15 protein-coding genes, 1 tRNA gene and 1 pseudogene are annotated in these 13974 nt (G+C 63.2%); 9 read left to right on the top strand and 8 right to left on the bottom strand.

From position 1 onward, the window contains the following. Positions 1 to 179: 179 nt before the first annotated feature. The 4 genes from PHA81_RS20330 to PHA81_RS20315 all read left to right on the top strand — a co-directional run bounded on the left by PHA81_RS20330 (position 180) and on the right by PHA81_RS20315 (position 4619). The gene (locus PHA81_RS20330; protein WP_005043194.1) at positions 180 to 1079 is read left to right on the top strand and encodes a hypothetical protein; all 900 of its coding nucleotides are present in this window, start codon (positions 180 to 182) and stop codon (positions 1077 to 1079) included. Positions 1080 to 1149: 70 nt separating this feature from the next. Then, positions 1150 to 2454 (top strand): hypothetical protein, encoded by a 1305-nt coding sequence (locus PHA81_RS20325; RefSeq protein ID WP_005043193.1) that lies wholly within the window; start codon positions 1150 to 1152, stop codon positions 2452 to 2454. 175 nt (positions 2455 to 2629) lie between these two features. Beyond that, positions 2630 to 2989 carry a hypothetical protein gene (locus PHA81_RS20320; protein WP_152424474.1) on the top strand — a complete coding sequence of 120 codons (360 nt, stop codon included), beginning with the start codon at positions 2630 to 2632 and terminating at the stop codon, positions 2987 to 2989. Between the two features lie 694 nt (positions 2990 to 3683). Continuing rightward, complete coding sequence (locus PHA81_RS20315) at positions 3684 to 4619, top strand: integrase core domain-containing protein (protein ID WP_241430334.1); 936 nt, start codon at positions 3684 to 3686, stop codon at positions 4617 to 4619. Between the two features lie 389 nt (positions 4620 to 5008). Here the strand turns inward: PHA81_RS20315 and purM are convergent, their stop codons facing one another. The 3 genes from purM to PHA81_RS20300 form a co-directional block, all read right to left on the bottom strand. After that, entirely contained in the window at positions 5009 to 6016 is a 1008-nt protein-coding gene (purM, locus tag PHA81_RS20310) for a phosphoribosylformylglycinamidine cyclo-ligase (protein ID WP_005043189.1), read from the bottom strand. Between the two features lie 120 nt (positions 6017 to 6136). After that, entirely contained in the window at positions 6137 to 6784 is a 648-nt protein-coding gene (locus PHA81_RS20305) for a hypothetical protein (protein WP_005043188.1), read from the bottom strand. A gap of 118 nt (positions 6785 to 6902) precedes the next feature. Continuing rightward, positions 6903 to 8420, bottom strand: a complete 1518-nt coding sequence (locus PHA81_RS20300; protein WP_005043187.1) for a TraB/GumN family protein — start codon at positions 8418 to 8420, stop codon at positions 6903 to 6905. 140 nt (positions 8421 to 8560) lie between these two features. Between PHA81_RS20300 and PHA81_RS20295 the strand changes: the two genes are divergently transcribed. Continuing rightward, complete coding sequence (locus PHA81_RS20295) at positions 8561 to 9415, top strand: DUF3891 family protein (protein ID WP_005043186.1); 855 nt, start codon at positions 8561 to 8563, stop codon at positions 9413 to 9415. Positions 9416 to 9477: 62 nt separating this feature from the next. On the opposite strand, the gene PHA81_RS20290 is transcribed toward PHA81_RS20295, so the two are convergent. Continuing rightward, complete coding sequence (locus PHA81_RS20290) at positions 9478 to 9609, bottom strand: hypothetical protein (protein WP_273838643.1); 132 nt, start codon at positions 9607 to 9609, stop codon at positions 9478 to 9480. A gap of 60 nt (positions 9610 to 9669) precedes the next feature. Next, positions 9670 to 10110 carry an acyl-CoA thioesterase gene (locus PHA81_RS20285; protein WP_005043185.1) on the bottom strand — a complete coding sequence of 147 codons (441 nt, stop codon included), beginning with the start codon at positions 10108 to 10110 and terminating at the stop codon, positions 9670 to 9672. A 133-nt stretch (positions 10111 to 10243) separates the two neighbouring features. Here PHA81_RS20285 and PHA81_RS20280 point away from each other — a divergent pair, with 133 nt between their 5' ends. Further along, positions 10244 to 10699: a hypothetical protein gene (locus tag PHA81_RS20280; protein ID WP_005043184.1), complete on the top strand. Its 456-nt coding sequence runs from the start codon at positions 10244 to 10246 to the stop codon at positions 10697 to 10699. On the opposite strand, the gene PHA81_RS20275 is transcribed toward PHA81_RS20280, so the two are convergent. Then, positions 10700 to 10843, bottom strand: coding sequence for a rubrerythrin-like domain-containing protein (locus PHA81_RS20275; protein WP_273838641.1), 144 nt, complete (start codon positions 10841 to 10843; stop codon positions 10700 to 10702). 265 nt (positions 10844 to 11108) lie between these two features. Here PHA81_RS20275 and PHA81_RS20270 point away from each other — a divergent pair, with 265 nt between their 5' ends. Next, positions 11109 to 11276: an HEWD family protein gene (locus PHA81_RS20270; RefSeq protein WP_169317817.1), complete on the top strand. Its 168-nt coding sequence runs from the start codon at positions 11109 to 11111 to the stop codon at positions 11274 to 11276. A 266-nt stretch (positions 11277 to 11542) separates the two neighbouring features. Further along, entirely contained in the window at positions 11543 to 11839 is a 297-nt protein-coding gene (locus PHA81_RS20265) for a PRC-barrel domain-containing protein (RefSeq protein WP_005043181.1), read from the top strand. Here the strand turns inward: PHA81_RS20265 and PHA81_RS20260 are convergent. Continuing rightward, a complete protein-coding gene (locus tag PHA81_RS20260; RefSeq protein ID WP_005043180.1) occupies positions 11836 to 13275 on the bottom strand; it encodes a DHH family phosphoesterase in 1440 nt (479 codons plus the stop codon). The two genes, PHA81_RS20265 and PHA81_RS20260, sit on opposite strands and share 4 nt — an antisense overlap. Before the next feature lie 129 nt (positions 13276 to 13404). On the opposite strand from PHA81_RS20260, the gene PHA81_RS20255 reads away from it, so the two are divergent. After that, a tRNA-Lys gene (locus tag PHA81_RS20255) sits at positions 13405 to 13478 on the top strand. A gap of 337 nt (positions 13479 to 13815) precedes the next feature. On the opposite strand, the pseudogene PHA81_RS20250 reads toward PHA81_RS20255, so the two are convergent. Beyond that, a pseudogene (locus tag PHA81_RS20250) lies at positions 13816 to 13974 on the bottom strand (IS5/IS1182 family transposase); the annotation flags it as partial.

The raw sequence follows: 13974 nt of genomic DNA, 5'->3' as shown, positions 1-13974 counted from the left end.
TTCGAAAGGCGCTTCGCGCCTTTCGTGATGACGAGGGAGCTTCGCTCCCTCGAACCACGCGCGAAGCGTGCTCCGGTACTCGTCGAGACACCGGGCCCGCCACCGCAGCCGCACCGCAACCGCACCGGCCGGCGGCCGGCAGCGACGCGCCTTTGACGCCACCCGTCGAACGTGCGTCCATGCGTCGGGCGCTCGCCGTTGGGTTGTGTTGCGTTCTCGTTCTCGTGATCGGGGCAACGCCGGCGAGTGCGCACGGCCAGCACCTCTCGGCGGACGCACAGTACGCCGACAACGGCACGGTCGTGATCGAATCGCTGTTCACCGCGACCGGCGGCTTCCTGGTGCTCCACGCCGACGACGGCGGTGAGCCTGGCGAGCCGATCGGCCACTCCCCGACCGAATACGGCTACGAGACCGGGCTCACGGTGAACGTCAGCGACGAGACGTGGCAGGCGTGGAACGGGTCCCGAACCGTATGGGCGGTGCTCCATCTCGACGACGGTGACGGCGAGTTCGACCCGGCCGACGACGAGCCGGTACCGGCCTTCGGCGGCAGCGCGAAACAGTCCTTCGCCGTCGACAAGCGCGCGGCCGGCCCGGCGAGCGTCGTCGCCTCGGGGTTCGGCAGCCAGCCAACGAGCGGCTCGGTGACGATCGAACGGGTCGCGCTCGGTCACGAGGGTTGGGTCGTCGTACGCACCGATCGAGACGGCGAGCCGGGCGCGGTCGTCGGCCGCACCGCGCTCGCTGCTGGCGTCCACGAGAACGTCTCCGTCACTCTCGATCAGTCGTCCTACCGCAATCAGGACTCGCGCTTCGGGCTGTGGGCCACCGTCGCGGAGCGCGGATCACCCGTGATGATCGATGGCGCGCCCGTCGCCAGCGACTTCACCGTCCGCAAGGCCGCCAACACCACCGGAGCTGACGCGACGACAACGGCTACAGCGACGAGCACCCGCTCCACAGCCGGGACGAGCGAGGCGTCGGCAACTGAAGGATCGGGATTCGGTTTCGTGGTCGGCATACTCGCGATCGCCGGGACTGCGGCGCTCGCGCTGGTCCGCAGACGACGGCGGTGAGTCGGTGCACTGGGGGGCGTTCGACGCCCGTACCAGAACCGGCTTTTGGCTGTGGCCCGTAGTTCGGGCGATGCCGTCCAGCCCCGATCGTAGCCTCTCGCGGCGCGAGTTCGGCAAGGCCGCCGTCGCGCTCGGCGGGGCGAGCGCGCTCACGGCGTGTCTCGGCCGCTTTCGGAACGAGCCCGACGAACCCGTCCCGAGCGGCGTCGCCAGTCTCGAACAGCTCCCGACGCGTCAGCACGCGTGGCGCGACCGCATCCGGCTCGACGACCATGGAAATTCGCTCCTCCCGCGCCACCAGATCCTGCTCTACCTGAATCTGGATGCGGATGGTCCGCCCGGTGCGGACGCCCGCAACACCGTCTCGGCGGCGCTTTCGACGCTGGACGAGGCCTACAAGCGGACCCACGAGGGACTGATCCACTCGATCGCGTACTCGCCGGCGTACTTCGATCGGTTCGAGTCGTCACTGCCCGACGACCTCGATCTCCCGCCACCGCGCCGACTCTCGGCGTTCGAACAGCCCGATCTCGACGATCAGGACGCCCTGCTCCACCTCGCGAGCGATCGGGCGGACGTCGTGCTCGAAGCCGACGAGGCGCTCACCGGCGACCGCGAGACCGCGAACGGCGTCACCGTCGACACCCGCCTCACCGACGTCTTCTCGGTCGGCGCGCGCCGGACGGGGTTCATCGGTGCAGGGATGCCCGCCGAGCGCCAGGGAAAGCTCGAAGGCATTCCCGACTCCGGACCAGTGCCCGAAAAATCGCCGCTGTTCATGGGGTTTCAGGCGGGCTTCCGGAAGAACCAGGCGAGCGAGGACTACGTCACCCTGAGCGAGGGCCCCTTCGCGGGCGGCACCACCAAACACGTTGCAAATCTCCGCCAGCGCCTCGACGACTGGTACGGCGAGCAGGACTTCGACGAGCGCGTGATGGAGATGTTTTCGCCGGCCCACGCCGAAGAGGGTCTCGTCGAGGGCGTCGGGAGTAGTTTGGGAGCCGACAACGGACTCACCCCCGCGATGATCGACACCATCGACGAGGCCGCCCGCGAGTTCGGTCGCGTCGGTCACGCCCAGAAGAACGCGCGTGCGAACCGCGATCCCGACGGCAACGTCCGGCTGCTGCGCCGGCACTTCGAGTCGACCGACGACGACATCGCCAGCCTCCATTTCCCGACGCTCCAGCGAGGGATCGGGGCGTTCGAGGAAGTACGGAAAGCCATGAACGGTGCGGACCTCACAGAAGCGACGCCAGCGGTCCGCCAGCGGGTCAACAACGGCATTCTGGAGTATATCTTCGTCGAACACCGCGGGAACTTCCTCGTGCCGCCGATGGCGCTCCGCGCGCTGCCCACTCCGACTGGCGAGTGAAGCGTCTGTCGAGTTCGGCGTGACATGGCAATCGATCGAGTTTAACGTATTTAAGCGACAGGAATTAGATAATACAGTTGATCGGGGAGAAATTTAACCGTCGTAAACGCTCTCGGGTATTCACTTTCACTCTACCGTACGAACGTATTTATTCACAGGGAGCCATGTCAGTAGCATGGCTGATGAATCAAGCTCAAACTCGGAATCAAGCGGCAACTCAGACAGTAACGGAAAGGGCGGCGAGGATTCCACTCAAGAGGCACTTAGTGCTCAAAAAAACGTGGATGGACAATACGAGGCGGTGGGACGGCGGAACGCCGGATCGAAGAACCAGAGTGAGGAAATTGAAGGCTCCAAAACCAAGGCGGACGTGGAGAAGAGCCAGAGCAAACGCCCACAAAGACGCGAAAATCCCCCTTCTGCCGATAGTGAGGCTATCCCGACCAGCGTTTCTGGCGATTCTGGAAGTTCGTCAGACCACAGCTCGGGAAGCAACGAGTCAGGCGACAGTTCCGGCAATTCGAACGAATCGTAGATTGTAGTTGATGCCCAGTCTAGCGAGTACAGCAATCTTCTATGCAGTTCTGATTGCTCCAGGGTTCGTTGCCGTAGCGACGATCATCAACTTAGCTTCTATCGAACGCGAACATTCACGTTTCACACTTCTCATTTGGAGTTTGGTGCTTAGCGTCGTCATTGATGCAATTGCAGTCTACATCTATCAGTTGTTCAATGTTTCAATTCAGTCTTACAACGAGCTACCCGGATTGCTCTTCGAACCCGGTATTCGGGTTGAGTATATATTCTACGTGCTATTGCTATCTCTATTCATAGGAATGCTCGGTACAGTATTTGTGCTTCTTGAGGTTCCTGAACGGGTTCGACGGCGTCTGCAAAGCAGACTCAATATCACAGTAAATCCACGGCAGCCGTGGGCAAATTTTGTTCGTGATACGCACTCGGTCAGGGTAAAGACCTCTGACGACCAGTTATACGAGGGACTCGTCCAGGAATGGAGTAGGGCAGATCGGCCGAAAGAGCTCAGGATTTTCGACCCGCAGTGGTACGACCCAGACAAAGAAGACTACGTACAAGTTGGTGGTGAGAGCATGCTCTTTCTTGAAGATGACATTGACAGGTTGGTTATGCGTGAATCAGACTCGCAACCATCGTGTAGTGTCCGCCAAAGATTTCGTCGGCGCTATCTGCCCGACGATCAACCAGGTGAGATGAAACTTGCTCAGGATGACGCCACCCGAATCTGTCAGCGTGTTGGTGACCACGGCATGGATACTGGGTTGGTTGCTGAGCAATTCGGGATCACTCGGCGGCGAGTCCAGCAACTCGCCAAAGCGTACCGTGAGAGCGGTGAGATCCCACAGTTGGAAACACCCGGACGCAGACCCTACGCAGAGTATCCTGACGACCTCGAAGAACGGGTACTCGACCTACGCCAGCGCCTCCGCGCTGGCGCAGTCGTCATCGCCCATGTACTCCGCGTCAGAGACGGCCTCTCGATCGCCAATAACCGCGTCCACGAGATTCTTCAGGAGCACGACCACGTGAGTGAGAATCCAACCAAGCAGGGCCGCAAGCGGCCGTGGGTTCGTTTCGAACGCGAGAATGCGGCGGTGACGGTCCATCTGGACTGGTACCACAACGACCGCGGACAGCAGGTGCTGGCGGTCGAAGACGACGCCTCGCGGCGCGTCTTCGACATGATCGAGACTGACGGTAGTTCGGCGAGCCAGGCCGTCGAACTCCTCGAAAGCGTTGACGAGGAGTTCGACAGTCCGATCCCGATCTTGGAGGTCATCACCGATCACGGATCGGAATTCGTCAACCCCCGCCAGGATGATCGGCCATGGCTCGATCACGAGTTCGAACGCTTTCTCCACGACAATGACATCGAACACACGCTCTGCAAGGTCGGGCGACCACAGTCGAACGGGAAGATCGAACGGTTCTTCCAGACCTACGAGAAGCACCGCCAGCGGTTCGGAACTCTGGATGAGTTCCTCACCTTCTACAACGAGGAGCGCCCGCACATGAGCCTCGACTGGGACACGCTGGAGACGCCAGCCGAGGCATTCGAGCGGTTGGTGCCATCGCCAGCGGAGGGCGGTGGCGACTTGCTCGCAACCGAGGTGACCGTCGATGGATGACCGACGAAATCTTTACCGGACAGCACAGACTCGCAACCATCGCTATTAGGTGGTATGTGGAACTGGATAACGGGTTTGAAAACCCTCCCAAGGAGAAGTCTGAACCGAGTACGCGGCAATGACGACGAAGGTGAAAGGGATGGTGAAGATGGTAGTGAGGGCGAAAATAGGGCTAAGACCAAGGACGAAGCAGGCTGAATACATTTCCCTGCGGGTTATGTAGGATACACACTCTGGGTTCAGAACATCACTTCTGACGACAGTTTGGTGAGTTAGCGGCGACCGTGCGAAATAGATTCTCTCTATCTATCCGCCATTTCCGTCAGAACGCTGTTTTCACTATCAATTCAGGACGCGATACACTCACAACCTGAAGATTGAAACGCCACTCAGTCGAGTGCGAGATCGCGAACGGCGACGCCGGACCCTTCCTCGACGTGGCCGATCACCTGACCGTCGGTCGCCGCCGCGAGCGCGTCGGCGTCGTCTGGATCGAGCGCCGCGACGAATCCCATTCCCATGTTGAACGTCCGGTACAGCTCCTCGTCGGTGACGTTGCCCGCGTCCGCCACGAACGAGAAAACATCTGGAACGGGAAGCGGATCGGTGATCTCGTAGTGGAACGCCCCCATCCGCGAGAGGTTCGTCCAGCCGCCGCCAGTGACGTGGGCGGCGGCGTGGGCCGCGTGGTCGTGAAGCGGGTCGAGCAGATCGGCGTAGATTTTGGTCGGCTCCAGCAACACCTCGCCCACCGTTCGATCGGGATCGGGCGGGAACGGGTCGTCGTACTCGCCCGTGCGGGTGGCGGCCTCGCGCGCGAGCGTCAGCCCGTTCGAGTGGATCCCCGAGGACGGAAAGCCGACGAGCGCGTCACCGACCGCTGCTCCGTCGAAGAGATCCCTCTCTTCCGCGAGGCCAGCGCACGTCCCCGCGATGTCGAGACCTCGAACGACCTCGGGCATCACCGCGGTCTCGCCGCCGACGAGGGCGATGTCCGCCTGCTCGGCCCCGGCCGCGAGCCCCTCGCCGATTGCCGCGGCGGTCGCGTCGTCGGGCTCGTCGACCGCGAGGTAATCGACGAACGCCACCGGCTCGACCCCGGCAGCCACGAGGTCGTTCGCGTTCATCGCGATACAGTCGATCCCGACCGTGGAGTAATCGTCCATCGCGTCGGCGACGAGGAGCTTGGTGCCGACGCCGTCGGTCGCCAAGGCGAGATACTGGTCGCCGAGATCGACGAGGCCGGCGTAGTCGCCTTCGGCGTCGCCGTCGTCTCCCACCGCCCCGACGAGCGCCGCGGTCGCGGCCTCGCTCGCCGCGATGTCGACGCCCGTTTCGGCGTAGGTGAGTTCCTCGTCGTCGGCGTCCGTGGGCGACTCGTCGGATTCGTCGGTCATGGCGGAAGCGGCGCGGAGCGCGGACAAAAGCCCACCGATGGCCACTCTGTGGTCGGTTTCCGTTCCGGGTGATCGTCCGTCGTGGTCGTCCGAGCGACGGCGGTGGGTATGAGATTTGGCCTACAGCCCGAGCGAGCCGAGACCGAACCGGAAGAGGACGAACACCGCCGAGCCCGCACTCACGACGAACGCGATCACGAAGACGACGACGCTCCACGAGAGCACCTTTCGGCCGTCGAGCGGACCGAACGGGAGCATGTTGAACCCTGCCAGGAGAAGATTGATCCCGACGCCGAACGCGCCGATGTCGCCGAGAAATCCGCCCGAAAGGAGCGCGAGCGGTGCGAACGCGGCCGCGAGCACGAGGTTCGTCACTGGGCCGGCGAGCGCGATCAGGCCGTTCTGTCGTTCGGTGATCCGCCCGCGGTGATAGACCGCGCCGGGAGCGGCGAACAGAAAGCCCGCGAACGCGCTCGCGACCGCGATGAACAACATCCCGTAGTCGGCGCGGAAGTGGGCGATCTGGCCGAAGCGCTGGGCGACGATCTTGTGGGCGAGCTCGTGGAGCAGAAAGCCGATCCCCGCCGTGAGCATGCTGAGCGCGAACGCGTCGACGATCACCGGTGAGACGAGCGTCCGCGGGCGTCCGGTGGCGAGCCCGACTCTGATGATCCGCCCGGCCTGCGGATCGAAGAAGAGCGCGAACGCGAACCCGAGCGCGATCCACGCGATCGCGAGGTCGATCAGCTCTCGTCGGGCGAACCTCACGCGGAACCCCTCCGGCTCATACTGTCGGACAGAAACACGCGAATATCGAACGGCCGAAGACGCCGGACAGCAACTGGATATTCCAGCGTCGTTTTCGAGACCGTTCTGTCCGACAGTATCACGTCACTGTCTCCCAGATGAGATCGGCGCTGTTTCGCGCGCCCTCGAGCATCAATTGGGTGATGTCGACGCTGGCGGAGAAGTAGGGGAGCACGACCGAGAGGAAGAGGAAACTCGCGACGATGCTTCCGACGTTGGTCAGCGCGACCACCGCGATCAGTCGGAAGAGGGCGACCTCCTGGAGCCGATCGAGGAGTTCGGGGATCGGGGCCTCCTCGTCGCCGAGGATCTCGTTCAACCTCCCGATGTCGCCGATGTTCACGTCCAGATAGCGGAGTTCGACGTAGCCTGCGAACCAGCCCGGTGCGAGCAGCGGGTTCACGCTGGTGAGCCACGCGACCAGCCCTCCGACGCTCGCGCTGGTCCAGTGTGCGCCCGCGACGCGGGCGAGTGCGGCCGCAAAGACGCCGTTGATGAGGAACCACGCGCCGAACAGTTGGAGGAGGAACTCGTTGCGCGCGCCAGCCATCGCGAGCAGGACGAAGAAGGCGAGAAAGCCGAGCGTGAACAGGTAGCCGACGATCTTGTAGGGAGAGAACCGCCGGCCTGACTCCCGGCCGACGAGCTCCGATCGAGGCGGCAGGAGCTCCGGATCGTCGAGATAGCGCTCGATGCCGTTTTGGTGGCCCGCGCCGACCACCGCGACCACCCGATGGCCCGCCTCGCGGAGTTCCACGAGCCGGTGGGCGATGAACGCGTCGCGCTCGTCGATCAGCGCCTCCGCGCCGCCCGGCGAAAAGGCTCGAAACTCCTCCAACATCGCGCCGACGACGTCAGCGTCGGTCAGGTCCTCCATCGCCAGCTCCTCCCGTTCGTCCTCCGCGGGAGCGGTCAGCGCGAGGACGGCGACGAAGAGCAGTGCGACGCCGAGACCGACCAAACTCCCGACCAGGAGGAAATCGACCGCCGAGACGACGAGCCCGGGCAGCGCGAGCCCGGATGGAATGACGAGCGGGCCGAACAGCGCCTCCAGCGGAAAGCCGACGATCGCCCCCACCGAAAGGCCGAGTCCGAGCGCGACCGCCGACGGCGGGGCGAACGCCAGCGGGAGGCTCGACAGCATCCGGAGTTTCTCGATCCCGGTCATCCGGGTCCAGAAGCGCTGTACGGTGATCTGGATGTCGCGATCGACGAGCGCGATCCCGAGGCCGAGGTCTTCGGCGGTCTCGATCGCCGCGAGCATGTCCGCTCCGGGTTTGATGTCGAACTCGTCGCCGAGTCTGGTCTGCACATAGGAGAGCAGCCAGTATGCGAGGAACTGGAAGACGGTGTTTCCACGGAGGAGGTCGCCCGCGTCGAGATCATCGGGCTCTTCGCCTTTCATCTGGCGGTAGCGCCCCTCGTCGAGTTCGACCGCCACGATATCGGGCCGCTCGTCGGCGATGGTGCGCTCGACCTCGTCGACGCTGTCGGCCGAGACGTGGGCAGTGCCGACGACCCGGACGCTGCCCGGCCCGGCTCCAGCGGCGGGGCCGGACCCGGAATCAGCGTCCGCGGTCGTCGCTGGATCGCTCATTGACGAACCCACGAACCCCGGTTTCTTACCCCTGTCGGGATCGATGTTCGCCGTCGGTTCGCCGTTGCCGGCGAGCGCGATTCCGTGCCGGTCACTGCGATGGCAGAACTCTCATGCGCCGCCCGCGCGAACCGAAACGAATGATCGTCGCAGAGGACGCCGATCGCTTTCGGCTCGTCCCACAGCCGGATCATGCCCATCTCACCGGCCAGATCGCCCGCCACTGGGGAAACGAGCGGTTCGAGCGTCCAGCCCCCGACCACTCGATGATCATCGCTGCGGAGGACCACGACCGCGGATGGCGACAGTACGACCTCGCACCGTCGATCCACCCTGATGGGGCAAGACCGCTCGGGTTTCGTGAGTACCCCGGCGAGGAATGGACGACGGTCTATCGCTCCGGTGTCGAAAACACGGTGGCGATCGACACCTACGCCGGTCTCCTCGTCTCGCTTCACGGCACCGGACTCAGAAGGCAGGGGTATGGCGCTCGTTGCGACATCCCGGACATGCACGATGACCCGGTGTATGCCGACTTCATCGCGGAGCAAGAACAGCTCCAAAAGGAGGTCGTGGGGCAGTTGAACGACGACGACCGCTTTTCACGATACGTCTCTGCCGACGATCTGGCCTTTCTGGAGGAGATCCACGAGACGGGTGCGTATTCGGGGCACTGTCGAACGTGGCACAACTACCTCCTGCTCGAAATCTACGACCGTCTTTCGCTGTATCTCTGTGAGAACACCCCACTACCCGAGACGACACTCGGTCCTGTGCCGATCACCGACGGGACCGAGGACAGTCAGACGGAGCTACACGTCGTCCCGACCGACGAGATGGCGGTGCGGATCGAGCCATACCCGTTCGATACGTCGCCGATGACGGTGAGCGTGAGCGGACGGTACGTTCCGAAGACGTTCGAAACCCAAGACCAGTTGACCGAACGCTACTATCGGAGCGAGCGAGAGCGTCTCCAGTTTACGATCCACGAGTAGCGAACCACGCGGCGATCGCCGACGTGACGACTGGTGGCCGAGAACACCTTTCTCGATGTCGGCTACTCCGCGACTACACCAGTGGTGCCGTCTGCGATGAACCCGTCGAGGTCGTTCTTCCCCGTCGGATTCTCCGTCGAAGTGTTCGACTGTTCGGGCTGGTTGGTGGTGTCGGTGTCGATCGGAGCGACCACCGTCGTAGTGTCTTTCGGCCGATCCGTGTTCGATAGCTGCGGAGCGTGCGCAGTGGTCGCTTACTGGCCTTCGCCGGCGAGCGCTTCCTCTCGTAGCCGTTCGCCTCTGTCGGAGCTGACATCGAGTTCGGGGACGGTCGTGGGCTCACGGTCGTCGTCGATGGCGACGTATACGAAGTACGATTCGGTCGCTTTCTGCTGCTTTCCGTTCCGAAGGTTTTCCCGGTAGACCTGCAGCCTGACCCGCACGCTCGTCCGCCCGGCGCGGTAGACGTACGATTTGATGAGTGACGTATCGCCGACCTGGATCGGGCGCTCGAAGTCGACCTGGTTGATCCGTGCGGTGACACACGAGCTGCCCGCGAAGCGCATCGCGCTCATCGCGCCCACTTCGTCCATCCACTTCAGAACGTGACCACCGTGGGCGGTCTGGAGGTTGTTGGCGTGGTTCGGCTGAACCATGACGCGGTTCTCGATGTGCGTCTCTATCAAGTCGGTCATGGCGGCCGTTCGGCTACGATCGGAATGAGCCTGCTGGATTCCGCCGGCGTCCGCGTTCGGTGGTCGTTCGACGAACGTGCGTTCGGCGGCTGTAGCGAGGAACGCTTATCCGCGGCGCTCGCCACGCCCCGATATGAGCCTCGACGTCGAGACGCCAGCCCCGCCCGAACTCGCCACCGGCGTCGACGCCGACGACTACGACGACGCCGAGGTGGGCGGCGACGAGTATCGCCGCGAGGAACTCGGCGACTTTCTCGCCGAGGGCGCGTGGGAGGAGGCGTTCGCGGCGTGGCGGGCCGACACCGACGTGACCGAGACCGAGTTCGCCATCGTCCGCGATCTCGAACTCCTCACTCGTTTCGACTTCTTCTGGGACGACTTCGCCGACAGGGTCGGGTATCACGCGCCCGGTCTCCCTGAGGACTGGAAGGAACGCGACCTCCACTCCGAACTCGACTCGTGGCAGCGGGTATCGTCGATCAACGCCGGCCTGACCGAACTCGGCCAGACCGTCTGTGACGTGCTGAAAAGCGAGTACATCGACTGGGAGGCCGACTACGACGCACCCGACGACCTCCCTGACTTCTGATTACTCGCGCGAGACCGCGAGGTTCTGGAGCGGACCGCCACACTCCGAACACAGCCCACCACCTTCGTCGGCGGCGACCCGGTTGTGACAGTCCATGCACTCGTAGTACGATTCCTCCGGGCTATACGGGTCGGTCCTGACCATGTAGCTTCGACGACACCGACCGATTAAAGTGTTATGCTATAACATACCAATACCCTACAAACTCTCTAAACATATACATACATCATAGAACACCGACAACGATGTTCGTCTCTCGACAGGCAAACCGAAAACGGTTGTCGAGTATCCAATCCACATCCGGTTGGACACGACACTGCGGATCTTCGCACTCCCGATGGGAGTCGCGACCAGCGCCGGCGGATGGTCCGACCGAGTGGTTAAGAGCTATCGTGTCGTACGGGAGCGCATGAGTGCTGATCTCGTGCCACCACGCGAACGCGAGTGTGTACAGTGTGGCCGACAGGAAGCCTGGAACGAGGGCGCGGCGACGTGGATGATCGACGGCGATGCGGTCGGTCGCGTCTACTGTGTTCACGAATGGGACATCAACGGTGAATACAGTCCGTTTCGATAGCACTGCTGGTTATACGATGCCTGGGCATGTGGGACGTAGCTCTCGACGTTTCAACCCCACGAGGGTTCGTCTGAAACCGGAAGACGACACTGGGGGCACATGAGTTCGCTCCTCGTTCGAATCGGCCTCCCAGGGGTCCAGCGGGCAGTACGAGCGTATCGAAACGTTCGATACCGATGGGGCTCTGTCGCTCAGAACTTCGATCGGACGACTGCTGTCACATCCAGTCCGCCAACAGTTAAGTCCCCGTCGGCGTATGGCCGGGTATGGATGCGACGCCAGCGGAGATCGGCTCGCTCGTCGGCCGCGAGGTGTATTCGAACAACGGTGTGTTCGTCGGTGAGGTCGAAGACGTCCGTATCGATCTCGATCACGAGGTCGTCACGGGAATCGCGGTTGGCGGGCTGAACCGCGAAGTGCTCGGCGGGCGCGCGCGCAACGCCGGCGGCGTCATCGTACCGTTCCGGTGGGTGCGCTCGGTCGGCGATGTCGTCCTCGTCAACGACGTCATCGAGCGCCTCCGCGAACGCGAAAGCGAGGGCGAGACGGAAGCGACGGCCTAACTTCCGTTCTCGTCGACGCCCATCGCGGTGAACAGCTTTCTCCGGACTGCTTCCTCGGTGAGCTTGAGCAGCGTCTCGCGGTTGTCGTCGCTGGTCTCGATTCCGGTGAAGATGCCGAGCGGGATCGTGACGGTTGCGTCGGTCGAATGGCCCACGGCCTCGCCGATGTCCTCGAAGGCGTCTTCCAGAATGTTCCGGATGTTGAGTCGAATGTCCTTCGAGCGCGCCGAAAGGGTGATGCGCTCGTCGTCGATGGCGAACACCGCGGTCGTGGTGACACCCTCCAGATTCAGGAGATGCTGGGCGGCCTGGCTGAGCGCGTCGCGGTCGTGGATGAACCCCGCGTTCGAGACGAGATGTGAGCCCCTGACCTCCCGATTCCGGATGGCCTCGGCGAGCACGTCGAGCGTCTCGGGGCTCATCGACGGCGACTCGACCTGTTCTAAGGTGTCGTGATCGGCGAAGGGGTAGAGATACGAGGCCGCGGTCAGATCGGCAGGCGTCGTATCGCGCTTGAAGTCCAAGGTCTCGGCGCGGATGCCGTACAGCAGCGCGGTCGCGACGGTGTCGTCGAGCCCGAGATCGAACTCTTGAACGTACTTTGTAAGGATCGTCGAGGTCGAGGAGACGTTCGAGCGCACATCCGTAAACGCCGCCTCGTAGTCGCCGTCGGGCTCGTTGTGATCGATCAGGACGTCGACCGGCCGTTCGATCTCGCGCTCCATCGAGCGGGCGTGATCGACCAGCGCGAGCGTGTCGTACCCCTCGAAGTCGACTTCGTCGCGCGCGAGGAGTTCGACCCCGATCAGATTGACGAACGCCCGATCCTCCTGGTGGCCGATCTCTCCGTCGTAGAGGATGTCCGCCTCGATCCCGCGAGCTTCGGCGATCGCGCGGAGTGCGACCGCGCTGGCGATCGAGTCCGGGCCCGGGTTGTCGTGGGCGAGGATCGCGAGCTTCGACTCGGTGGCGTCGATGACGTCCGCGAGCTGGCCCGCCTTGTGTTCGAGTTCGCCGGTTTCGAGCGCCCGGAGCGCGGCGTCGGCGATCACCTGCGAGGGGTTGATGACGGCGTCCGCGCCCGCCTCCCGGAGTTCGTCGGCGGTCACTGGATCGGAGGCCCGTGCGACGACGAACTGGTCGTCGCCGCGGTCGCGGATGCGTTCGACCGCGGCCTGGTTCGCCTCGATGTCGGTCGAGAGGATCAACACCACGTCGCGGTCTTCGACCGCCTCGGGAACCTCCTCGTCCGCGATGTCCGCGGTCTTCGCGTTCAGGTCCTGGTCACGTAGCGCCTCAACCCGGCCGTCGTCGGCGTCGATGATGAGAACGTCTTTGCCCTCGTCGGCGAGTTCCTCGGCGACGGCGTAACCGACGCTGCCACAGCCGAGGATCGCATACGTGGACATCGAAGCCATCGTGATGCCCGTGCTCATTACCTCCGGTCAGTCGTGGGGCTACTTTATTCCTGTAGTTCGTTCCGCCCCCGATCGCCCGCCGCGTGCGGACGGGCACGACTTCAAAGGAAACGTATTTGACTGGGCCGGGGTAACGCCGAATCGTCAGGGCCGGTAGCTCAGTTAGGGAGAGCATCTGACTCTTAATCAGACAGTCGGGGGTTCAAATCCCTCCCGGCCCGTGCAGCGAGCCGATGAGCGACGCGAATCGGCGAGCGAACCGGCCGGAGGGTTTGAATCAGGGAGTGAAGCGAACGAAGTGAGCGGAACGACCGTGGTTCAAATCCCTCCCGGCCCGCTTCTGCGACGGTTTCACGAGCGAAACGAGTGAAACGCCGTGACGAGCGGAGCGAAGTCACCGAAAACGGACGCGACGAGCGAACCGGCCGGAGTGATAGACCCTCACTCAAAATGTAGGTGGAGATTAACTATCACTTTGAACGAACATAAAAGCTAATGTGGAGTGATAGATATTGGTCTTCTAGCTAGCATGGAGGTGAGCGTGTCATAGAATCCGTCTCATGCTGAGAGCATCTCGCGGCCAGGGTTGTCTCCTCGTTCGTCGTTGGTGATCGCGACGACCACTCGGAGGCACAGCGCAAGGAACACCTGCGCCCGTGCGTGGACGCGGCCTCGGGCGCGGACGGGCCCGAGGCCGCAGTTCTTGACTGCATCGTT

The organism is Halococcus sp. PRR34, assembly GCF_028617175.1.
Classification (GTDB): Archaea; Halobacteriota; Halobacteria; order Halobacteriales; family Halococcaceae; genus Halococcus; species Halococcus salifodinae.
Note: the sequence above shows the minus strand (reverse complement) of the source record. Positions and strands in the feature narration are given on the sequence as shown.